22 protein-coding genes and 1 pseudogene are annotated in these 20,952 nt (G+C 46.3%); 3 read left to right on the plus strand and 20 right to left on the minus strand.

What is annotated here, in order from left to right; genetic code table 11:
* The 14 genes and pseudogenes from PSHG_RS30960 to coxB all read right to left on the minus strand — a co-directional run.
* Nucleotides 1–479 (minus strand): annotated as a pseudogene (locus PSHG_RS30960) (sugar ABC transporter permease); the annotation flags it as partial.
* 662 nt (nt 480–1,141) lie between these two features.
* Nucleotides 1,142–2,128 (minus strand): Gfo/Idh/MocA family protein, encoded by a 987-nt coding sequence (locus PSHG_RS20360; protein ID WP_010276991.1) that lies wholly within the window; start codon nt 2,126–2,128, stop codon nt 1,142–1,144.
* 1 nt (nt 2,129) lies between these two features.
* On the minus strand, nt 2,130–3,140 hold the full coding sequence (locus PSHG_RS20365; protein WP_010276993.1) for a Gfo/Idh/MocA family protein: 1,011 nt from the start codon (nt 3,138–3,140) through the stop codon (nt 2,130–2,132).
* 231 nt (nt 3,141–3,371) lie between these two features.
* Nucleotides 3,372–4,664 carry an ABC transporter permease gene (locus PSHG_RS20370; protein ID WP_010276996.1) on the minus strand — a complete coding sequence of 431 codons (1,293 nt, stop codon included), beginning with the start codon at nt 4,662–4,664 and terminating at the stop codon, nt 3,372–3,374.
* Nucleotides 4,657–5,565, minus strand: a complete 909-nt coding sequence (locus tag PSHG_RS20375) for an ABC transporter ATP-binding protein (RefSeq protein ID WP_010276999.1) — start codon at nt 5,563–5,565, stop codon at nt 4,657–4,659. Before PSHG_RS20375 ends, PSHG_RS20370 begins: the two co-directional genes overlap by 8 nt.
* A gap of 83 nt (nt 5,566–5,648) precedes the next feature.
* Complete coding sequence (locus tag PSHG_RS28485) at nt 5,649–6,569, minus strand: ABC transporter ATP-binding protein (protein WP_010277001.1); 921 nt, start codon at nt 6,567–6,569, stop codon at nt 5,649–5,651.
* Nucleotides 6,566–6,922 (minus strand): GntR family transcriptional regulator, encoded by a 357-nt coding sequence (locus PSHG_RS20385; protein WP_235782092.1) that lies wholly within the window; start codon nt 6,920–6,922, stop codon nt 6,566–6,568. The genes PSHG_RS28485 and PSHG_RS20385 overlap by 4 nt, the downstream gene beginning before the upstream one ends.
* A gap of 73 nt (nt 6,923–6,995) precedes the next feature.
* Nucleotides 6,996–7,718 (minus strand): ABC-2 transporter permease, encoded by a 723-nt coding sequence (locus PSHG_RS20390; RefSeq protein ID WP_010277007.1) that lies wholly within the window; start codon nt 7,716–7,718, stop codon nt 6,996–6,998.
* Nucleotides 7,719–8,029: 311 nt separating this feature from the next.
* Entirely contained in the window at nt 8,030–8,491 is a 462-nt protein-coding gene (locus tag PSHG_RS20395) for a DUF420 domain-containing protein (protein WP_010277010.1), read from the minus strand.
* Nucleotides 8,492–8,570: 79 nt separating this feature from the next.
* The gene (locus tag PSHG_RS20400; protein ID WP_010277013.1) at nt 8,571–9,446 is read right to left on the minus strand and encodes a cytochrome c oxidase assembly protein; all 876 of its coding nucleotides are present in this window, start codon (nt 9,444–9,446) and stop codon (nt 8,571–8,573) included.
* A gap of 108 nt (nt 9,447–9,554) precedes the next feature.
* Nucleotides 9,555–9,869, minus strand: a complete 315-nt coding sequence (locus PSHG_RS20405) for a cytochrome C oxidase subunit IV family protein (RefSeq protein ID WP_010277015.1) — start codon at nt 9,867–9,869, stop codon at nt 9,555–9,557.
* A 4-nt stretch (nt 9,870–9,873) separates the two neighbouring features.
* On the minus strand, nt 9,874–10,491 hold the full coding sequence (locus tag PSHG_RS20410) for a cytochrome (ubi)quinol oxidase subunit III (RefSeq protein WP_010277020.1): 618 nt from the start codon (nt 10,489–10,491) through the stop codon (nt 9,874–9,876).
* The gene (gene ctaD, locus PSHG_RS20415) at nt 10,491–12,329 is read right to left on the minus strand and encodes a cytochrome c oxidase subunit I (protein ID WP_042122537.1); all 1,839 of its coding nucleotides are present in this window, start codon (nt 12,327–12,329) and stop codon (nt 10,491–10,493) included. The genes PSHG_RS20410 and ctaD overlap by 1 nt, the downstream gene beginning before the upstream one ends.
* 72 nt (nt 12,330–12,401) lie before the next feature.
* On the minus strand, nt 12,402–13,406 hold the full coding sequence (coxB, locus tag PSHG_RS20420; RefSeq protein WP_010277026.1) for a cytochrome c oxidase subunit II: 1,005 nt from the start codon (nt 13,404–13,406) through the stop codon (nt 12,402–12,404).
* Between the two features lie 378 nt (nt 13,407–13,784).
* Between coxB and PSHG_RS20425 the strand changes: the two genes are divergently transcribed.
* On the plus strand, nt 13,785–14,477 hold the full coding sequence (locus tag PSHG_RS20425; protein WP_010277028.1) for a hypothetical protein: 693 nt from the start codon (nt 13,785–13,787) through the stop codon (nt 14,475–14,477).
* A gap of 173 nt (nt 14,478–14,650) precedes the next feature.
* Entirely contained in the window at nt 14,651–15,805 is a 1,155-nt protein-coding gene (locus PSHG_RS20430; RefSeq protein WP_010277031.1) for a conserved virulence factor C family protein, read from the plus strand.
* A gap of 154 nt (nt 15,806–15,959) precedes the next feature.
* Here PSHG_RS20430 and PSHG_RS20435 read toward each other — a convergent pair whose 3' ends face one another.
* The 3 genes from PSHG_RS20435 to PSHG_RS20445 all read right to left on the minus strand — a co-directional run bounded on the left by PSHG_RS20435 (nt 15,960) and on the right by PSHG_RS20445 (nt 19,209).
* A complete protein-coding gene (locus tag PSHG_RS20435) occupies nt 15,960–17,603 on the minus strand; it encodes a PH domain-containing protein (RefSeq protein ID WP_081505214.1) in 1,644 nt (547 codons plus the stop codon).
* Nucleotides 17,590–18,069: a PH domain-containing protein gene (locus tag PSHG_RS20440; protein WP_010277036.1), complete on the minus strand. Its 480-nt coding sequence runs from the start codon at nt 18,067–18,069 to the stop codon at nt 17,590–17,592. Before PSHG_RS20440 ends, PSHG_RS20435 begins: the two co-directional genes overlap by 14 nt.
* 66 nt (nt 18,070–18,135) lie before the next feature.
* On the minus strand, nt 18,136–19,209 hold the full coding sequence (locus PSHG_RS20445) for a Gfo/Idh/MocA family protein (RefSeq protein WP_010277038.1): 1,074 nt from the start codon (nt 19,207–19,209) through the stop codon (nt 18,136–18,138).
* Nucleotides 19,210–19,499: 290 nt separating this feature from the next.
* Between PSHG_RS20445 and PSHG_RS20450 the strand changes: the two genes are divergently transcribed.
* Complete coding sequence (locus PSHG_RS20450; protein WP_010277041.1) at nt 19,500–19,691, plus strand: hypothetical protein; 192 nt, start codon at nt 19,500–19,502, stop codon at nt 19,689–19,691.
* A gap of 46 nt (nt 19,692–19,737) precedes the next feature.
* Here PSHG_RS20450 and mnhG read toward each other — a convergent pair whose 3' ends face one another.
* The 3 genes from mnhG to PSHG_RS20465 are packed head-to-tail and all read right to left on the minus strand — an operon-like array spanning nt 19,738 to nt 20,948.
* Nucleotides 19,738–20,202: a monovalent cation/H(+) antiporter subunit G gene (mnhG, locus tag PSHG_RS20455; protein WP_010277043.1), complete on the minus strand. Its 465-nt coding sequence runs from the start codon at nt 20,200–20,202 to the stop codon at nt 19,738–19,740.
* Nucleotides 20,174–20,470 carry a Na(+)/H(+) antiporter subunit F1 gene (locus PSHG_RS20460; RefSeq protein ID WP_010277045.1) on the minus strand — a complete coding sequence of 99 codons (297 nt, stop codon included), beginning with the start codon at nt 20,468–20,470 and terminating at the stop codon, nt 20,174–20,176. Before PSHG_RS20460 ends, mnhG begins: the two co-directional genes overlap by 29 nt.
* A 1-nt stretch (nt 20,471) precedes the next feature.
* Nucleotides 20,472–20,948, minus strand: a complete 477-nt coding sequence (locus PSHG_RS20465) for a Na+/H+ antiporter subunit E (protein WP_010277047.1) — start codon at nt 20,946–20,948, stop codon at nt 20,472–20,474.
* Nucleotides 20,949–20,952: the final 4 nt, after the last annotated feature.

Consider the following 20,952-nt stretch of genomic DNA (forward strand, 5'->3'; position numbering starts at 1 on the left):
CCGAAAAACTTGATTGCCTGGTTAACCAGCCCTGTGGACGGGGACAGGAAGATCAAGAGCATCCCGACGAGCACAACGGTGGACAAGAAATGCGGTGCATAGGTAACCGTTTGCACGAACTTTCTAAAGTACTTTTGCCGCACCTCGTTGATCATCAGCGCCAAAATTATCGGAGCCGGGAACCCTATCGCCAGCTGATACAAGCTGATGCCGATCGTGTTCTTAATCAAGCGCCAGAAGAAATAGCTGTTGAAGAACCGCTCGAAATGATCGAATCCGATCCAGGGGCTTCCCCAAATTCCTTTGGTCGCAATAAAGTTCTTGAACGCAATTTGCAATCCGTACATCGGAATGTATTCGAAGATAATAAAATAAGCGATTGCCGGAGCAATCAGGACATACAGCTCCCAGTTTCTCCGGTAGGGCTTAAGCGCCTTGGACAACCGGGAAGGCCGGTTAAGCAGCGGACTTTCCTGCATAGTTGACTTGGACAACTGTAAGTTCACCTCTCAGACTTAATGGATTGTATTCTTTATTTTTTACTGCGAGTTGTAAGATCTCTCCTCCCCCTGTAAACGAGACGCCACCGTATCTGGCAAAATCAAAAAAGAGATAACCAAGACCTGTACATGACTAACACAGACATCTGATAAATACTCTATGGTTGCAGAACAAAGTCCGTATAAAAGGTCTCGACCATCTCTTTTTCATTACCAAACAATGTAAGCATTTGGTAAAGAAGCCGCCTTCCTGATATAGTATTATGTCGATCCCTGACGTGTTTTGCAATACTTTTGCGTAAATTTAATTAAAAAAATCATTTTTGTGCCCTTTTTTGTCACAATTAAGCATTTTTGAAATACTCCCCTTTTCTTCTGGTCACAGGCGCTTACTGGGTTGAATAATCCTAACTTATACTTTTAGCATCGTTCACATTTCCTCCACCTTTTTCCTTTTTCTAGCTAAACCACTAAATTCATTACCTATTTCCCTATTCACTCTAAACTATAAAAAGAGCCAATGTCCAGACCGTAAAGTCCGGAGTTTGGCTCTTTTTTCAACTAATCCAAAGAATTCGTCGGTATCTAAAATACTGTTAATACCCTGTACATCAACCATTTGGTTGTTTAGCACAAAATTTCTATAGCTTAACCGGTTGTCCCGTGCGAATAGACTCATACGCGGCCAAAGCGACTTCCGCCGAGCGCAGTCCATCTTCTCCCGTAATCGGAACGGGCTCCCCGTTGCGGATGGCATCGATGAATGAATTCATCAGCCCCAGGTTCATGCCATCGCCCCATCCTGCCCATTGGGCTTTGACCGCATCATCATTATAGATCTCATTCTTCTGGGCGAAGGAGTCCACAGAAATTACACCTTTGCTGCCGATGATTTCCATCGTTACGTCACCCCAGGTAGGGAATGATTGCGGCCGGGACCAGCTTGTATCAATAACTGCAACTACTCCATTTTCAAACTTGACGTTTACCATTCCGGCATCATCGATAGCGATATCATGGAAAAGCGTGCCGCCTTCTGCATACACTTCACTAACCCGGCTGCCCGTAATCCAGTTTAACAAATCCATAACATGGACGGTATGGTCCAGAACTGCCCCGCCACCAGACAAAGCGCGGTCAATAAACCACTGTCCTGGCATTGTTCCACGATTTGTCCCTTTAACCGCAAGCACCTCGCCGATTTCCCCGTTATCAATCGCTTCCTTGGCTTTAAGCACAGCAACAATATAGCGGCAGGGGAATGCTGTCATCAATTGTACCTTGTTTTCTTTGCAAACCTGAATCATTTCTTTCATCTCATCTACGGAGATTCCCAATGGCTTTTCACATAAGACGTGCTTACCGGCTTTGGCCGCATCAATCGTTTGTTGATAATGATGAACATTCTCTGAACAAATAATTACGGCATCAATGTCGGTCTTCAGCATCTCCCGATAATCCTGGTAGTAAGGAATGGAGTGCTCCTGCACAATCTTCTCTACACGCTCCGGCACTTCATCCGCGATAGCGGCTACAACGGCGTTTTGAACTTTAAACATATCATTAAAATAACTAAAAGCATGACCGTGGGCAAAGCTGATCATACCGACTTTAAGTTGAGCTGTCATGTTAATTGCTCCTCCCTTCAGAGGCTTCAAACCCATTCATTGAAACAGCCTTCCCTGTGCGCAATGATTCGAGAGCAGCAAGCGAGAGCTTGACGGCCTCATAACCATCTTCCGCCGTTACATCGGATGCTTGACCGGTTGCAATGCAGTTCAGGAAATGCTCGAGCTCGTAATAATAAGGATTGTGCAAATGCGGGCTCATATCTTTGGCGATAGCATCCGCACCCGTGGCTGGATCTGCTGCCTTTCTAACCTTCACTGTAGCGGCATCAGCACTGTTGAAACGAATAACACCTTTGTTTCCGCTTACCTCAACAGCAGTTGTAAATGCACCTGGATACCCCCAGAAAGCTTCGAGATTAGCAATCGCCCCATTCTCAAAACGCAAAGTTACGAGCGCATAATCTATTTCATCAGTCGTTCTTCCGATCGCATATACGGTTTTCACATCGCCTGCAATGCTGCGTACATAATCGAGATCATGAATCATCAAATCCATAATGACTCCGCCGCTCTTGCTTACATCTTTATACCAAGGCTTGGTTGCGCCCGGATGGCTGCCGATTCTTTTCGTATGAATAACACCTACGCTGCCGACCGCTCCATCCTTTACTTTATTGCTGATATTCTTGTAGCTTGGGAAGAAACGGACAACATGAGCAACAAACAATCTGACACCTTTGGCTTCACAATAAGAAATCATTTCTCTGGCTTCTTCTAAAGTTGGGGCAATCGGCTTCTCGCAAACCACATGAACGCCCAAATCTGCCGCTTTCATGACGTATTCTTTGTGGAGATGAGTTGGCAGGCAAATGCTGACCACTTCCGGCTTGGCTTCCTTAATCATCTCCTCAAATGAAAAATAAGGTGTGGTATTGAAGGTGTCCGCTTCTTTACGGGCGACTTCTTCCACAAAATCACACACTCCTACTAATTCTGCGTCCTGCAGCTGATTATAGGCATTCGCATGGGTTCTTCCCATGATGCCACAGCCGATGACTGCAACTTTCATTGTGGAACTCCTCCTCCGGATGAATAGCTGGCTGTACTTTGAACGCGCCAGTCCTTTGAACATTGTACAACTATTTTGAGCAAAAAAATACCGCTTACCCAAAAAAGCGAAAAAAAATGATTTTAAAGCTGCTCATTTTTTTCAGAATAATGATTTTTCCCTGCAAAAAAAACCTCCCGGACTATTTGTCCAGGAGGCAGCACTTTTATCTTGTCTTTTAAGTAATTAAGTTTACACGTTGTAAGCCTTCATCGCTTTTATAATTTCTTTTATAGAAGGCTTCTTGCCGTACATTAACACACCCACGCGATAAATTTTGGCTGCGAGCCAGGTAAAGAAAAGAATGGTAGCAATAAGGAGCAGAATTCCAAGCGCAATCTCCCATCCAGCTACACTGCCTAATCCCATCCTCAAAAATAAAAGAAACGGGGTAAAGAACGGGATAAAGGAGGATACCACCATAAATGTGCTATCCGGAGTATTCATACCGAAAATCCCGATGTAAAAAGCGGCCAACAGAACAAAGGTAAGCGGTGTGACCGCTTGGCTTAATTCCTCCGTCCGGCTGATTAATGATCCTAACGCTGCGAAAATCAGGGAATACAGCAGGAATCCCGCAAAATAGAAGAAGAAAAACGCAATAATTAAACTTATTGGAATTTCGCTGATGTTAATATCCAGTGCTCTTAGCATTTCAATATTGTGAGGCAGAAGCAGATTAACGACTGCTGTGATGAAATATATGAAAAGCTGAAGCATCGCCAACAGCATCATGCCAATGACTTTTCCGAACATTTGGGTAACAGGCGAAATGCTCGATATCAGGATCTCCATCACTCTGGAGCTTTTCTCCGCTGTCACCTCGGTAGCAATCAAGTTTCCATACATGACGACGCCAAAAAACAGCAGGATAATCAAAATATATACGAGAGCATAACGGGTTCCAGTAGCGGCTGTTCCCTCTCCCTCTTGTACGGGTTGGCCCTCCTCGGATAATTGGCTTATTTCCAGGCTTACCGGAGCTTGTAATTGAGCCAGCTGAGCCTCATTTAAATTGAGCTGCTCCGCCAGTAATTGTGTCTTGGCTGCCTGAAGTCCCGCCATCAGCATAGTCTGTTCCGCCGAAGAAAGATCTTCTTGCGAATAATAAACCACGGCCGGGAAGCTCTCTGCTCCATCGAACTGAAGCTGCAGGTATCCCTGCCAGCTTCCGGTGGTAATCCCCTCCATCAGCTGCCCGGTATTTGCTTCTTCCGATCCTGCATCCGGAACAAGAACGATGCTTAAACCATCATCGCCTAATGCCGCAAAGTGAGATTGCAGTTCAGCTGCTATGCCCGTCTCATCCTCGATCATCGCTATCGTCTCCTGCTTGGTTTCGCCGGAAATAAACAAACTGATTAAATAGGGCAAGTTAATCGCAATGCTGATCAGCAGTATAAAAATCAATGTCGTAATGATTGTCGATTTGGTAAAAAAGCGGTTTTTGAACGTAAACCGAATTACCGCACCTAAGCTATTCATGTGGAGTCCCTACTTTCTTGATAAAGATTTCATTCAATGTCGGCTCCATGATCTGGAATCGAATGATTTCGGTTTGACGGGAAGCCTCTTGAAGGATGCGTTGTGCAGCACCAGCATCTGTTATCCGAATGTCCAATCCACTCTGCAGCTTTATAATAGAAGAAACACCTTCAATAGCCTCCAAGCCATGCACTTCCTGAGCCGTTTCCAGAATCACTCGTTCCTTCGGATAGCTTGCCTTTATCTCCTTTAAATTCCCTTTAAGTACAGCATTCGATTTATGCATGATGCATATATTTTGACAAAGCTCCTCCACATGATCCATTCGGTGGCTGGAAAATAATATCGTTTTTCCCTGGTCACGCAGCGCAAGCACGTTTTTTTTCAATAACTCCACATTAACCGGGTCAAGCCCACTGAAAGCTTCATCTAATACCAGAATGTCCGGGTCATGGATGACAGCCGCAATAAATTGAATTTTTTGCTGATTCCCTTTGGAAAGCTCCTCTACTTTTTTATTGTAGTATTCAGGCACCTCAAATTTTTCTAACCATTCCTTCAGCTTTTGATCAGCAGCTTTGCGGTTCATGCCTTTCAGCTCAGCCAAATAAACGATTTGTTCGCTGACTTTGTTTTTAGGATAAAGCCCTCTTTCCTCCGGCAGGTAACCCATTGTTTGCCGCAAGGAAGGCTTGTACTTTTCCCCGTTCCATCTAATTTCGCCGCTATCCGGATTAGTCAGTCCCATCACCATGCGCATTGTCGTAGTTTTCCCGGCACCATTGCCGCCAAGCAAACCGAAGATTTCTCCCTGCTGGACCTCCAAACTTATGCCGTTAACTGCTGTATGATTGCCAAATTGTTTTTTGACTTCTATAATCTCTAATGATTTCAACTCCATTTAACTCCTTCCTTGTCCATAAAAGGATCCTTGTATTCGAATGCCAAGCCAGCCCGGTACGATCAATCGACTCTCTCTACAGGTTATCTACGAATGGACTTCTTTCCAGCTTCTTTATAGGGAATCAGAAGCTGCAGCAATATCTCCTCCAGCTCCAGCGTTTCCGTTTTAATTACAGCTATACGATTAGCATCGAGATATTCCAGCAATTCTCTATATTTATTGGTTATCACTCTAATCGGACCGCCATTTTCAACATGGAGAACACCTGGCCAGGAATAGGGAGCTTCAACGTCATTTTGTACCCATACACTTCTCCAATCATCGATAAGAGCGTCTTTTTCGTAATAGCCAATTTGTTTCCCGTTATACATGAATAGTACAAAATCAGCGAGGCGCCGAACCTCATCCATACTATGGGTAGCAATTAATACGGTACGATCGGGCTCTTCCATATAATGAGTGATTTCTTCGATCATCTTTCTGGTCGCGAAAGGGTCAAGCCCTGATGAGGGCTCGTCCAGAAGAAGCAATTCCGGATTATGGGACATAGCCAGGATTAGAGAAGCTTTACGCTGTGAACCTTTGGACATCTGCTTAAATGGCATCGTCTCCTCCAATTCAAAGTGTTCGGCAAGATAGTTATATTTATGTGTATCCCAGGTCGGGTACCAGTGAGACATAAAGGACGAGAGATCCCGCAAATGTTTACCATGCTGGTCAAGCTCGCTTAACTCGGGGACGTAGCCTAGGCGGCTTTTAATTTCTACTGCATCATTTGAATAGTTCAGTCCCCAATAATTGATTTCTCCCCCGTCCGGAAAATGGTAGTTCATCATCGTCCGAAATAAAGTGCTTTTTCCAGAACCGTTCGGTCCAACTAGAGCGGTTACGGTACCCGGCTCCAACACGCAATTTATCGGCCCCAATATAAAAGATGTTCCATGGCTGACGGTAAGGTTAGACAAACTAATGGCATGGTTATTCATCGATGTGGTGTTCATTTAGTCTCCCCCTTTCTTGTTGCCAATAACAAATCTTCAACCATTTTTCTCATTTCGTCCTCTGCACATTGCATACGCCGTCCTAGCTCAACCGCCGTTTTGAACGCTTCAGCTACCGCGGTGCTTCTATATCTGCTGCGGTCTCCTTCATCTACTGATGCAACAAAGGTCCCCGTCCCTTGGCGGGTTACAAGAAGCTTTTCATTCTCCAAGTCCTGATAGACCCGGCGAATCGTAATACTGCTGCAGGATAAATCAGCAGAAAGTTCCCGGATTGAAGGAAGCAATGTCCCTTCTTGCAAAGTACCGCTTACAATGAGCTCGCGAATTTGTTCTTTAATCTGCTGATACATGGGCTTACCACTTTCATTTGAAACGGTAACGGGAAGCGGCATAAGATTCACCCCCATCGCTTGAATGCTGCTTTTAAGCCAGCTCCCGTCTATCTAATCCTCCAACTGCGGCCCTTACGCATATTAAACTTATGAACACCGCGATCGGTATAGTGCATAGCGGCAGGATAAACCCATATGTCTTCGTTCCATCTATAATTAAATCGTAAAGGGAAAAGCCCGCCAAACGAAGCAGAACAGTCAGCAAAATAAATATCCCGATAATAATAAACGAGCTGATAAAATAAATTTTTTCACCCTGGGTTATTTCCATCCACAAATAGAAAGAACCCACCGCTAGCCCGTATGACAACCACACCAGAGCAAAAATGACAAATTCGCTTAGTGCATTTCCTTCTCGCAGCCAGACGTAGCCTAAAACGGAAAAGAACACCGTGCCGTAAAAAATAAACGTGATTAAAAAATAGAGTACCCGGCTGCCTATAATCTCCTTAGCCGATATGGGCATTGATTTCAGAAACATCAGCTTTTTGGTGATGGGAGCTTTCTTCCACCCAAAGCTTCTATATTCTTTGGACATCAGGCTAAATCCTAGAGTACTTACTACCGCCATGAAATAGATGTCCCTTGCCCCCCAATAAAAGAAGGTATTCTGCGATTCCATCAAGAACGGGGAACCGATAATTGCAAATAAAAGAACTAAAAGCAGCCCTGTAAAAATATGCAAACCATCCTGCTGAAAATCCCGCATCAGCAGCCGCTTGCAATTTGCCCATGTCATTCTTCCCTTTACCATAAGTTACCCTCTTTCATTCGATTGCCTAACCAGCCTAAAATTTGCGAAAATACATTTATAGAGCATTTACATTGCACACACAATATATGTAGATAATGATATAGTGTGTATATCTATATACACACTATATCACTTGTTCTTAGGCATGACAAGCTCTTTTTTATCGCTAGCTTTAGCAAATACTTATCCGAAAACACTCTGAAACAGCAAAAACCGGAACAGCTACATCTAGAGCTGTTCCGGCTATCTAGTTCAATCAATCATTCATGTTAGTAATCAATACCGTTCCGTTCATCTTCAATCAGTTGGGGCTACCGTCCCAGAATAACATCGAATAGCGGTTTAGTGTCCCCGCCCGGATAGATTACATACAGCAGAAGGAATACTATTACTCCTGTCGGTGCTGTCATAAGCCATAGTATAGCTGTGATTTTGCCAATTTTTTTATGTCTGGCAAAGTTTTTCTTGAACGCGTTATACAAGGTAACAAGTCCAAATACAGCGGAAATGGTAGCCAGCAGGATATGAAAAATCAGAAACACATGATAGGAGGTGCGAATCCAATCTGGCGCCGCTTCGGAGAACGAGGTATTTCCCATAAAGAGGGTTCTGGACATATAAACGATGAAAAAGGCTAATGCAAATATCGCTCCCGCAATCATAAACTTTTCATGTGTCGATTGGTTGCCTTTAACAATATGATACCAGCCTATACCGACTAATATTGCACTAATTACGATAAAAGTGGTACTAATGAGTGGCAGCAGTTCCATTCTGATCTCCCGTCCCGTCTACTCGTTAAATGAATTTATTATAGGTAGCAAATAATAACGATGATAGATGATTTACAAATCAAGAAGAGGGTACTTCTTTGGGAAGCAGCGTTCCATCGGCAAGCCCTTGCTCTTCCAACTCGGCTTCCTTTTTCTTCTCCAGATTGTACCAGCGGAAAAATACGAAGGCCAGCATGAGACCATACACAAATTCCTGCATAATCTTCATAATGACTCCGCCTGTTTGCTGGTCATCTACAGGTGGAAGGAAAGTGAAGAGCTGAGGTGCTCCAGCATAAATTGAGTACAATTCCGTACCCGCAAAAATGATCAGAGCACATGCGGGCGTTAACAGCACCCCGTTAGCAAATATATAAATCAGCTTTTTTAACTCACTAATGCGGCACCAATATTTATCCATGATGAACACTGGAAACCACATCAACAAAGCTGTAGCTATCAAAATGAAATGATACACATTGTGCAGCAAATGGTTAACCATTAAAAAATCAAAAATAAGCGGCAAATGATAGAAAGAAAATAATAAATTAAATAGCAGCAATGCAATTAGCGGATGAGTTATAGGATGAAGCCATTTTTTTACGCCTGGCTTCGCCAGAAGATGACGGGTCATCCAATCGGGAATACCAAGATAAACTAATGGGGGAACAGCTAAATAGACTAAAGACATTTGAAGCATATGAGCACTAAAGAGGAAGCCATGTCCATAATAGCCTAAGGGTGACCCTTGTCCCAAGTAAAAAATGACCAGTGCGGAAACCATCCACGCCTGCTTCCCAAACGGAACTGGCTTGGCGTTCGGAAAATGCTTGCGGCCAGGGCCAATCAGGTAAAAATATACGGCACCCAGCAGGACCGTCAACAAAAAAACATCGGGCCTCCATAATGCGAAAAAATCAGGATTCAAGTTGTGCACATGTTCTGTATTCGTCACGGGAGTTACCCCCTTGTTGTCGTAGGTTAAAGAAACTCGCTCAACTGAAATCATTAAATAGGGAGAGACGTTATGGTTGCCCTCTCCGCCTCTCCCTGCCTTATACCTTTACCACCACATCCAGAAAATCGCGGCTAGAAATCCGCCAATTGCTACGAATACACCGAACAAAATTCCGATAATCGGATATGCGTGATCTTTTTCTTTCATATGCATCCATACTGCCATTTGGAACATGCATTGCACCAAAGCCATGATTAGAAGGAAAGCGTACAGGAATGCCTGACTCAATCCACCATAGATGACAGCGGCAAATGCAATCATTGTAAGAACAATCGATACAATATAAGTAATGTAATGGTTCTTGGGACCTTCAACCCTATGACGCCGATTAGTGGCTGACGGGTGCTGTTCTGCACTCATGCCTTTACCCCACCTTTCCCATCAAGTAAACTACGGTGAAGATGAATACCCAGACAACGTCCACATAGTGCCAGTACAAGCCTGCTACATAAAACTTGGGTGCAGTAACAACCGTTAAACCTTTTTTCATACCTTGGAAAATGAGAAGCGATATCCATACAATCCCGAACACAACGTGGGCTCCGTGGAACCCTACTAATGTATAGAACGATGTACCAAAGGCACTGCTCGTAAAGGTATGACCTTCATGAACATATTCCACGAACTCATAAATCTCAAGACCCAAGAAAGCAAGCCCCAATAGTACAGTAGCCGTTAACCAGCCAAGCATAGCCTTCAAATTATGCTTGTGCATGGCAATTGTTGCGAACACACTCGTTAAGCTACTCGTTAACAAAATCAATGTAGCCGCCGCAACCATCGGAAGAACAAAGATTTGATCTCCCGTAGGTCCGGAAGGAACTTGGTTGCGGAGAGCAATGAAGGAAGCGAACAACGTTCCAAATAATACAGTCTCTCCACCAAGGAACAGCCAAAATGCGAGTACTTTATTCTTTCCTTCAAGAGTCGCTTTTTCCGGTTCGGCAGGCAAAACGCCATCTGCATGATGTGTATTAGCCATTACGCTTTCCCTCCTTCCTCAAGCTCCTCTGGTTCAATATGCCAGCCTGGATCGTCGATCAATGAGCGAATGACCATACAGCCAAGCGTTATAGCCAAACCAATAATAGCAATGATATGTTTTTCAAACAGCATCAGCACAAAGCTGTTGTTGAACTCATAATTAGCAAACATGAAACCAAATCCTGCAATGAACAATCCGATAGACATAATGAACGGAAGAATACTCGCTGATGGCATATGAATCGAGCCAATTGGTTCAGCAGGCGTCATACCTTTATTCCCATCCATTTTTTCTTTCCACAATGCATCCAGACCGCGTACAAGCGGAGTTTGCTTGAAGTTATACTCTGGCGAAGGAGAAGGGATTGACCACTCCAAGGTGCGAGCATCCCAAGGATCGGCGCTTGCATCTGCCGGCTTCATCGAAGTCACGATAATGTTAAGCAGGAAGACAACAACACCGACTCCCATGAGCATGGCACCGATTGTACTTACGAAGTTACCCATCTCCAAATCCTGACCTGGCAGGAATGTGTAAACCCTGCGCGGCATTCCGAACAATCCGAGGAAGTGCTGCGGGAAGAAGGTCAGGTGGAAACCGATCAGGAATGTCCAGAAATGGACTTTCCCCATTGCTTCGTTAAGCATGCGTCCGAACATTTTGGGCCACCAGTAGTACAGGCCTGCGAAAATACCGAACATTAGTCCACCAACAATAACGTAGTGGAAGTGAGCTACAACGAAGTAAGTATCATGGTACTGGAAGTCAGCAGCAGGAACCGCAAGCATAACTCCAGTCATTCCACCCATAACGAAACACGGGATAAATCCGACGGCCCATAGATTAGCGGCCGTAAACCGGATGTGACCTCCCCACATTGTAAAGATCCAGTTAAAGATCTTAATACCGGTAGGTACGGCGATTGCCATCGTTGCAATGGCGAAGATGGAGTTGGCTACAGGCCCCATTCCAACGGTGAACATGTGGTGAACCCAAACCATGAAGCCCAGAAACCCGATCAGGATCGTAGCAAAAACCATGGAGCTGTAACCGAACAATCTTTTCTTGGAGAATGTACTAATGACTTCAGAGATAATCCCGAAAGCGGGAAGAATCAGGATATACACTTCAGGATGTCCGAAAATCCAGAAGATATGCTGCCATAAAACTACGTTACCGCCCTTGGCTACGTTGAAGAAGTTACCGTCAAACAAGCGGTCGAACATGAGCTGAACCAAACCAACCGTAATCGCCGGGAAAGCGAACAGGATCAGACCGGAAGTGATGAATGCCGTCCAGGTGAACAGAGGCATTCTCATGAAGGTCATTCCCGGAGCTCTCATATTAATGATCGTAACGAGGAAGTTAATCCCCCCGATCAGGGTACCGATACCAGAGATTTGCAGACCCAGCACGTAGAAGTCCACTCCGCGCAGGCTATATTCCGTAGATAATGGTGCGTAAGCCGTCCAACCGGCATCTGGCGCCCCACCCATAAACCAGCTCAGGTTAAGCAGCAAGCCTCCAAAGAAGAACAGCCAGAAGCCTAATGAGTTAAGAAAAGGAAACGCTACGTCGCGAGCTCCTATCTGCAAAGGAACAATCGCGTTCATAAAGCCGAACAAAAGCGGCATCGCTGCCAAAAAGATCATCGTAGTACCGTGCATAGTCAGCAGCTGGTTGAAAGTGCCGCCGATAAAGATCTCCAGATTAGGATAGGCGAGCTGAATCCGGATAAGGATCGCTTCCAATCCTCCGAGGAGGAAGAAAATCCCCCCAGCCAAGAAATACAAAATACCGATTTTTTTATGATCAACGGTCGTTAGCCAATCCATGATGCCGCTGTATCGTTTCACTGAATGTGAATGACCCAACTTGGTTACCTCCTTATTTCAACAAACTTGCGCCTATTGTAATTTAAGCTCATTTAAGTAATCGACCAGTTGATTCATCTGCTCATCACTGAGGTTAAATGATGGCATTTTATTTCCAGGTTTGATAGACTGCGTGTCGCTAATCCAATTCTTCAGATTCTCATCTGTATGCTCCAGGATTCCGGCGATCATCTCACGGTCTGCAAATCCGGTCAAATTAGGGCCCATACTCATGCCATCCGCGCCTACAGCGTGACAAGATAAGCAGTTGGTACGGAAAACTTCTTCACCTTGGGCAACACTGTCAGGCACTGCCGGCGGTGATTGAATATTGCTTACCCAGGCATCAAAATCGGCTTGCTCCATGGCAACCACTTTGAAATCCATCAGGGCGTGTGACGCTCCGCACAATTCCGCACATTTACCACGGTATACCGCTGGCTCGTCAGCTTGCAAATAAGTAACGTTCGTTTGCCCGACTAAGGTATCAATCTTACCTCCGAGCGAAGGAACCCAGAACGAGTGAATTACATCGGAAGCGACGACTTCAAAAGCTACAGGCTGGCCAACCGGTATGACCAGGTCTTGAGCCGTATTGATGCCGTGCTGCGGATATTCGAACTGCCACCAGTATTGATGTGCAGTAACCTTAACCTGCAGAATATTCTCGTTTTCCGTGTAGTTCTCGCTATGTTTGAAAGTATAGTAAACGGTTGGTACCGCAATGATAATCAATAAAATAATGGGGATGACGGTCCATACGACCTCCAGGACATGACTGCCCTCAACCTGCTTCGGCACCCCTTCCTGCCCTTTGCGCTTGCGGTAGCGAATAAGAACATAGATGTACAGAGCCATAACGACCGTAAATACAAAAATCATGACCCCAAGGCTCAGCTTCATCAGGAACAGCTGTTCCTGGGCTACAGGCCCTTTAGGATCAAGTGCGGATAGAGTGGGATCACCACACCCGGTCAGCAAAAACGCCAATGCCGCCATAAGGGGCATTAGACGCCATACAAATTTCTTACGATTCATTACTTATCAACCCCATTTTCTGTTTTAACCGTTATCAGGATGGAACAACATGCATGACTCCTATTAACTATAAATTCGTTATACTGGTTTGTCAATCTTCCTGGTAAAGTTCACACAATGTTCTAACATCCTTGCCACTACTGTGATTTTTAATCATGCATTTTTCTGAAATATAAACTTTATGCAGACTTTCCCGGATGACCGAGAGGCATAATTTCGCACTTCTAATCCATGCTATACACATGAGCCTTTTGCATAATTCGGCATCATTTATAAGCGGCAGCAAGTTATAGCCATTAGACCGCTTGACCTTTCGCGTTGATCTAAGCTTGTCTATAAGCCGGCATACAACGATTATTTGCTTCAAGGAGGTAAATCATGCATAAAACTGTACACTCTACCCTGCTTGTTTTGATTACAGGCACTATTTTGCTGACCGCAAGCGGCTGTTACCCCCAGCTTGGGGATAACCGCAGCCCTACAAATTATGGCAGCACGCGAAATGATCTTTCTTCATCTGAGCAGCCCTTAAGGCAATCCGCTGAGCTTTCTGCGCAATCTTCAATATCGCATCATAACCAATCCCTTACCTTTAAGCAGGACGTTTCCCGCCAAGTGGAGGCTCTGAACGGGGTTAACAGCGCTATTGTGATGGAAACCGATCGCAACATTTATTGCGCGATTATGGTTGACGGTACTGCCGCCGGGACAATAGGTGGTGAAGCACGTCAGGAAACAAACAATTCTGGTACTTCTTTAGGCCGGTACAATCCATTCACATTCAGCCAGTACTCTAATCCTAACGATCTCGCCACAGGCATTAACAATTATGAAACGGTAGAAAATCCCGATCATTTGGCTTATCCCTTTGTCAAAACGATCGCCGATACCATTCATCAGCTCATTCCCGGAGACAAACCGGTATTTGTAGCTGCAAACCGCAACTTCATCAACCAGCTGAATATGTACGCCCAAGAAAGCTGGGCTGGACGTCCGCTGGATCCCTACGTACAACAGTTCAATGAGAGTGCGCAGCAGCTGTTTCAAAATTCAGCTCAACCCGTCCAATAAGGTTGTCTGGAGAATCTAATTCGGCTGGTGATAAGCAGCAAAAGAACGAAAAGAAGCGAGAACAGCGGTCTGTCTCGACCATTACTGATTCCCCCTCTTCCCTGGTTTTAATTATGATATGATGGAATCGAGTACGATACTTAATGAAACCAGGAAGGAGAGATTATAGCTTTATGAAAGTCGTATCTATAGAACCGACCCCGAGCCCTAATTCCATGAAGTTAAATATGGATGAAAAATTACCGGATGGGGTTCGCAAAGCATATACGCTTGATTCGGAAGACGCGCCGCCCGCCTTTAAACAGCTCCTCTCCATTCCGGGAGTGACCGGGCTGTACCATGCAGCAGATTTTATCGCCATTGACCGTCATCCGAGAGGAGATTGGCAGCAAATTTTGTCTCAGGCGCGGGAAATTCTCGGCGAGAGCGAAGCGCTTGCCCGGCAATCAAGCTCTGCAGCTGCAGAGGGCAATCAGGGCAGCCAGGCGGCCGCCTTCGGTGAGGTGCAGGTTAAAATACAGGTATTTCGCGGCATCCCGATGCAGATCAGAGTCAGCAATGATACGGAGGAGCAGCGTGCCGCGTTGCCGGAGCGTTTTACCCGAGCAGCCACAACAGCAGGTTTGGCCTCCCCTAATTTGATCACAGAACGCAAGTTGATTGAACAGGGAGTACGGTATGGTGATCTTAAGGAGGTACTCGAGGAGGTTAAAAAGGAACTCGAGGCTGCCTATCCCCAAAGCCGATTAGACAGCATGGTGGAACAAGCGATGAATGACTGGGACGAGGAAGCGGCACAATCTGAGTCATCCGTTGCCGTTGATGAACTGGCTGAAGCGTTGAATGCAGAGGATTGGCGTGTCCGCTATGCGGCTCTTGAGCAACTAAAACCTTCATTAGAAGCTCTGCCTCTGCTGGGAAAGGCATTGAAGGACCCCCAGGTTTCCATCCGGCGTCTGGCTGTCGTCTATATGGGGGACATCAATGAACCGGATGTGCTGCCGTATCTTTTTCAGGCACTCAAGGATTCCTCGGCCTCGGTAAGAAGGACGGCAGGCGATACCCTATCCGATATCGGAGACCCTGCGGCAATCGGAGCCATGGCGGAAGCGTTAAGCGACCGGAACAAGCTAGTCCGCTGGAGAGCGGCGCGGTTTCTTTTTGAAACCGGTAATGAAACTGCCCTGCCTGCTTTAAAGAAAGCTCAGGATGATCCTGAATTTGAAGTGCGCATGCAAATTAAGCTCGCCATCGAAAGAATTGAAGGCGGCGAGGAAGCGCTTGGATCGGTATGGCAGCAAATGACCAATCGAAACCGCGGGCAATGACTCCCGCACTTCCAGCAGCCCGCGAAAGGATGTCTAATGATGTCATTCGCGGGCTTTGTCATGCGCATTGCACGGCTAGCCAGGCCCCCACAGGGATACCTCCTCGAGACTCCTCCACGGAGGCTCCCCACAGGGCTCCTCCACGGGGCTTCCTCTATGGAGTTTCCTTCCAGGGATTTCCCTCTTTGGAGTCTCCCTCAAGCGGTTCAACAACAATTGACCCGGGCTTCGGCTTATCCCATCCCCGAAACCAAGCCAGAATATCGGTCGCTTCCTCGATTAACAGCCCTTTAATCTTGAAGTAAGCCCCGGAAGCACCAGAAGCTACAACCGCTTCAATCGATGACAGTCCTCTTCTTAATTGCAACGGACTGCGTGCTACACCGAATGATTGGAGCCGATGCCGCGGGATGATTACCGTGCTTCGGGTTACGCTGCGGAATCGGAGCAGCAGCTGGTTCTCTTCCACATGCCAGCCCGCACTCTTAAATCTCCACCAGCCAAGCAGCGCATACATTCCGCAGATTAGCCAGCCAATCCAGCCCCACTCGGTCCAATACGTTAATGCTGCGGAGCCTAAAGCCAAAACAATGGGCACCGGTAAAACATAGCTTGGCCAAGCTTTTGCCGGCAGCTTGCGGAGCGCGAGCTCCTGGTCAGGAGAAAAATTAGGCGCGAATGTTCGCAGAAACTCATTCATCTCCTTGCGGTGTAAGAGCGGAAACAGCAAGGTCGATTCACCTTTTTCATTACCGTAACCTACACTTTCCACATGGACAGCAGCTAAACCGAAGGGCTGCCATACCGGCTCTTCCACGATGCGGATCGCTTGGATCCGTTTCAGAGGCAAAGTTACTTTGCGCTTCTCCAGCAGTCCCCTTTCAATAACCAGATCATCCCCCAGCCTGGTAATTTGAAAATTGGCGAACCGCAAAATCGCCAGTATAATAGCTAGAGCAGCAGCCACTAGCAGGATGAATATAAGCAGGAAAGGCAGGACACTCCAAAAATTAATGCTTTCGAAGTAAGAATACGAAACCAGGCTAGGAAACAGCTCATCGACTTGAGAAACAAACGCCAGCAGTAACGAGAAGGAAAGTCCCAGGCTCGCTGATGTCAGACCGGCAATAAACAGCTTGGCAAAAGGCAGTTTTTTCGTTGGACCACTACTCATCTCGGCTTGCTGCCCAAACCCAGGGGCTGCACTCTCCGACCCAGGTCTCACATGCTTCAGCTCAAGCTCGTCTGAATCCCGCTGCCCGGATGATAACGGTATAGAGCCGTCCTTTACCCGCCCAGCCTCCCCTGCTGCCGCTGTCTCATTTTCCTTGGACTGAGCAGGTGCTAAGGATTTGAGCTCTCTCTGCAAGTGTGCAGCTTCCTCTTTGGTAACAGCCGAAAGAACAGCCTCCGGCTTGCTTCCTCCAGCGGTCTGGATCTGCACCTTAACCAACCCGAATATCCGGTGCAAAATCCCCTCCGTTAAATCAACGCTTTGAATCCGTTCAAAAGGAATATATTGTCTTTTCCTAAATAGAACTCCCCTATATACATACAACTTGCCATCCGCCGTTCCATAGCGAAAAACAAACCAAGACCATATACCGCCCACAATAGACAGAAACACGACCAGCACAATAGGAATTAGCCGCCAATAGAATTGAACGGAAGAGCCCGAATCACGGGAAAGCTGAGTAATCATTAGGATGATAAGGGGCAGCAGGAAATCCCTCAAACTCCCTATGGCGTTTAGCAAGGCTGCCAGCGGATGCAGCTTTTTCCCCTCAGACATCTTCATGGGACACCCTCGCCAACTCCGCTATTTGATCGCGAACCTGATCCGCCATTTCATTAGACAGCGCAGGAATTTCATGACTGCCGGCAGCTGTAGAAAAAGTAACCGAGGACAAGCCGTATTTCCGCATAACCGGCCCCTGATTGGTATCTACATGCTGAATTCTGACCATAGGAATCAAGGTTCGTGTGCGAAAAATGATTCCTCTCTGCAGATCAATTTCTTCTTCACGAATTTCGAAACGCCAGCGCAGCCATCTTACCTTGGGAAACCAGATGACCAGGCACACAACTTCCAGGAGAAGCAGCATCCATGCCAAGGCCGGAATCCACCATGCCCAGGAAAAACGGAGCGCCAAATACTGCAAAGCCCCAACCACAACGGCTGAAACTAATGAACCGATCGCTCCTTCCCATCTCCAGACCGGTAATGCTCTGGGATCTATTTGCTCTTTAGGTTCCGGTCGCATAGTGAAACGCTCCTCCCATACTACATAATTGGCCGCAGGACGAGGACTGCTCCCGGACCTTCCATGCTATTGAATTCTAACAGCTTGCTGCTGGGCAATCAAACATAACTCCGCTGCTTTAAAGGCATGCTCCTGCGTCATCGCTTCCTCGGTACGATGCAGGCAGTCTAGGATGAGCTTTCCGAAGAAAGGGTATCCTACCTTGCCTTTAACGGGAAAATGCTGCTCGCCCTTATGATCAAATAAATATACATGATCTCCTTGAGAGCTTCTGGCCACATCTACGTATTTGCGAATTTCAATGGTCCCATCCGTCCCCATAATAATAGTTCGTCCATCGCCGAAGCTTCCGAGTCCATCAGGCGTGAACCAGTCCACGCGAAAATAGTTGGTTGTCCCATTATCTCCTATCAACGTGGCATCACCATAATCCTCAAGCTCCGGATGGTCAGGGTTGTTGTAGTTTGCGACCTTACTATGAACAACGCGTGCGTCTTTTGCTCCCGAAAAGGTTAAATACTGCTCCACCTGATGACTGCCGATATCGCACAGGATCCCACCGTAAGACTCTTTTTTGAAGAACCACTCCGGACGGCTCTCTTTTCTTAATCTGTGAGGACCCAATCCCAGCACCTGCAGGACGCGGCCAATTCGCCCTTCCTTGATCAGCTGCTCAGCGAAAAACGAGCTTTCTGAGTGCAGCCTTTCACTATAATAGACAGCATATTTTTTTCCCGTTTCCTTAACCTTCTCTCGCGCCTGAGCCAGCTGCTCCAAGGTAGTGAAGGGTGCTTTGTCTGTAAAATAATCTTTTCCATGATCCATCACTCTCATTCCCAAAGCGCACCTTTCTGACGGGACTTTGGCGCCGGCAACTAAGCGTACCTCCGGATCCTGCAATACTTGTTCTTCACTTTCTGCTGCTCTTACTTGAGGATAACGCTCGGTAAAGGCTTTTACCTTCCGGGGATCAGGGTCATATACCCATTTCAGTTCCGCCCCCGCCTCCAGCAATCCATTGCACATTCCGTTAATGTGGCCGTGATCCAGACCGATAGCCGCTATAACAAAATCCCCTCTGGCTACAACCGGTGCCGCCTTTCCTTCTGGAGCATAATTCATACCGTCACTTTTTTGCATGGCAGACTTCTTCTCCTCTCCTAAGTGAGCATTTTTTAAAGAAATTATAGGGTTTATGTAAATGCCGATGAAGAATCGGCAACCTCCCTTAAGTTTAATGAAAGAAACGCTTATAAGCAAAGGGAATTTACCTTTCAAAGTCAGCCAGGACGGACTTGGCTGGTTAATGCCGAATACCCCGCTCAATTTTTTTCAACAAATTCTGTTTCACTTCTGTTTACGCAGGGTAATGTAGAACAGGGCGCATTTATAAAAAAACTTTTTTAGACAGGATTAAGGAGGAGAGACAGATGAAAAAAGCTGGAACTTTCTTGTTAGCAATTTGTATGTCGATGATGCTGGTACTGACTGGTTGTGGTGAGCCTGACGGCACATCTCCGGATACCCCGCCAGCTGAAAATGGCGGAGGCGGCATCGATGGCGGCGGTTTGGATGGCGGAATGGATGGCGGAATGAATAACGATCCGGTAATGCCCGAATAATAAATCATAGCAAATAAAAGAAGACCTCCTAGGAGGTCTTCTTCATTTATCCGTTCGAGCCCGATCTTCGGCGAAGCTTCATTTGTTCTTTTAGCTTTTGCTCAACCATAGCCGCCCGGGCTTCACCTGCCGCTTCCGCCATTTCCGCATGCTCTTCGGATAAGTGAGCTTCCTTCAGCTCATCCAAAATAGACTTTTTCCATAACGGGACTCCTCTGCGATAAGCAGCTCTGCCCAGCAGATGCCCTGCTACAGGAGCAGTAATAAAAACGAATACGATACCTAGCAGCAATCGAGCGCTGGTATACTCGGCAAACCACAGAAAGTAGAGGAAAGCCCCAACGAGTACAAATAGTACCGCAAGAGTAGCGCTTTTGGTGGCTGCATGGGCACGCAGATATACGTCAGGCAGCCGGATGATGCCAAAGCTGCTGATCGCGCTTAGAATAGCCCCGACCAAAATCAAAATTCCAACTACAGGCTCACCGATCGTCTGGATGATCTCTGTCATGCTCCAACACAACCCCTTTCTCGATATATTTGGCAAATGCTATCGTGCCCAAGAAAGCAAGAATACCTACCACTAGAATAAGTTCCAAAAAAGCTTGGGTTTTCATATGAACGCAAAGAACTGCAACGAGAGCGATCATATTAATCCCAATCGTATCCAATGCGATAATCCGGTCCGGCATCGAGGGGCCTTTGATGACACGATACATGCAGGTCAATATGGAAAGCGATAGAATAATTGCGGCAGCGGTTAACATTCCTTCTAGCATCTTAGCGGGTCACCTCCATGATCGCCTTTTCAAACTTCCACTTGATTTGGTGAACCACCGTATCGACATTGTTGATGTCCATAGCGTGAACGTAGAGCGTTCTGCGATTTGGGGATATTTCCAAAGTCAGTGTTCCAGGTGTCAGATTCAACAGATTTGCCAGCAATGTAATTTCCCAATCCGAGCGCAAATCAATCGCCAGTGCAAAAATTCCCGGTCGCATATGGAGCTTGGGACTGAGAATTTGTCCAATGACGGCCACGTTAGACATGATCAGTTCACGCAAAAATAAGAACAGCAGCTTAATGGCAGCCCAGACACGATGCAAATAAAATTTTTGCGGGAAAAATCTGCGCAAGACGAAAATAAAGGAAAGCCCGATCAGGTACCCAACGGTTAACCCACTAACCGTCCAGTCATTAACGAGAAACATCCAGACTACAGCAATGAGCATATTCAGCACAATTTGAAAGGCCATAAGC

This window comes from Paenibacillus senegalensis JC66 (assembly GCF_000285515.1).
Classification (GTDB): Bacteria; Bacillota; Bacilli; order Paenibacillales; family NBRC-103111; genus Paenibacillus_L; species Paenibacillus_L senegalensis.

Bases quoted from the DNA above. Each gene is read 5' to 3' on its own strand.
- PSHG_RS20465 (WP_010277047.1), bottom strand. From the start codon at position 20,948: ATGGCCTTTCAAATTGTGCTGAATATGCTCATTGCTGTAGTCTGGATG.
- PSHG_RS20445 (WP_010277038.1), bottom strand. From the start codon at position 19,209: ATGCAAAAAAGTGACGGTATGAATTATGCTCCAGAAGGAAAGGCGGCA.
- PSHG_RS20435 (WP_081505214.1), bottom strand. From the start codon at position 17,603: ATGAAGATGTCTGAGGGGAAAAAGCTGCATCCGCTGGCAGCCTTGCTA.
- ctaD (WP_042122537.1), bottom strand. From the start codon at position 12,329: ATGGATTGGCTAACGACCGTTGATCATAAAAAAATCGGTATTTTGTAT.
- PSHG_RS20410 (WP_010277020.1), bottom strand. From the start codon at position 10,491: ATGGCTAATACACATCATGCAGATGGCGTTTTGCCTGCCGAACCGGAA.
- PSHG_RS20360 (WP_010276991.1), bottom strand. From the start codon at position 2,128: ATGACAGCTCAACTTAAAGTCGGTATGATCAGCTTTGCCCACGGTCAT.
- PSHG_RS20365 (WP_010276993.1), bottom strand. From the start codon at position 3,140: ATGAAAGTTGCAGTCATCGGCTGTGGCATCATGGGAAGAACCCATGCG.
- PSHG_RS20370 (WP_010276996.1), bottom strand. From the start codon at position 4,664: ATGAATAGCTTAGGTGCGGTAATTCGGTTTACGTTCAAAAACCGCTTT.
- PSHG_RS20375 (WP_010276999.1), bottom strand. From the start codon at position 5,565: ATGGAGTTGAAATCATTAGAGATTATAGAAGTCAAAAAACAATTTGGC.
- PSHG_RS20440 (WP_010277036.1), bottom strand. From the start codon at position 18,069: ATGCGACCGGAACCTAAAGAGCAAATAGATCCCAGAGCATTACCGGTC.
- PSHG_RS20390 (WP_010277007.1), bottom strand. From the start codon at position 7,718: ATGGTAAAGGGAAGAATGACATGGGCAAATTGCAAGCGGCTGCTGATG.
- PSHG_RS20405 (WP_010277015.1), bottom strand. From the start codon at position 9,869: ATGAGTGCAGAACAGCACCCGTCAGCCACTAATCGGCGTCATAGGGTT.
- PSHG_RS20395 (WP_010277010.1), bottom strand. From the start codon at position 8,491: ATGGAACTGCTGCCACTCATTAGTACCACTTTTATCGTAATTAGTGCA.
- PSHG_RS20430 (WP_010277031.1), top strand. From the start codon at position 14,651: ATGAAAGTCGTATCTATAGAACCGACCCCGAGCCCTAATTCCATGAAG.
- PSHG_RS20385 (WP_235782092.1), bottom strand. From the start codon at position 6,922: ATGTATCAGCAGATTAAAGAACAAATTCGCGAGCTCATTGTAAGCGGT.
- coxB (WP_010277026.1), bottom strand. From the start codon at position 13,406: ATGAATCGTAAGAAATTTGTATGGCGTCTAATGCCCCTTATGGCGGCA.
- PSHG_RS20450 (WP_010277041.1), top strand. From the start codon at position 19,500: ATGAAAAAAGCTGGAACTTTCTTGTTAGCAATTTGTATGTCGATGATG.
- PSHG_RS28485 (WP_010277001.1), bottom strand. From the start codon at position 6,569: ATGAACACCACATCGATGAATAACCATGCCATTAGTTTGTCTAACCTT.
- mnhG (WP_010277043.1), bottom strand. From the start codon at position 20,202: ATGACAGAGATCATCCAGACGATCGGTGAGCCTGTAGTTGGAATTTTG.
- PSHG_RS20425 (WP_010277028.1), top strand. From the start codon at position 13,785: ATGCATAAAACTGTACACTCTACCCTGCTTGTTTTGATTACAGGCACT.
- PSHG_RS20460 (WP_010277045.1), bottom strand. From the start codon at position 20,470: ATGCTAGAAGGAATGTTAACCGCTGCCGCAATTATTCTATCGCTTTCC.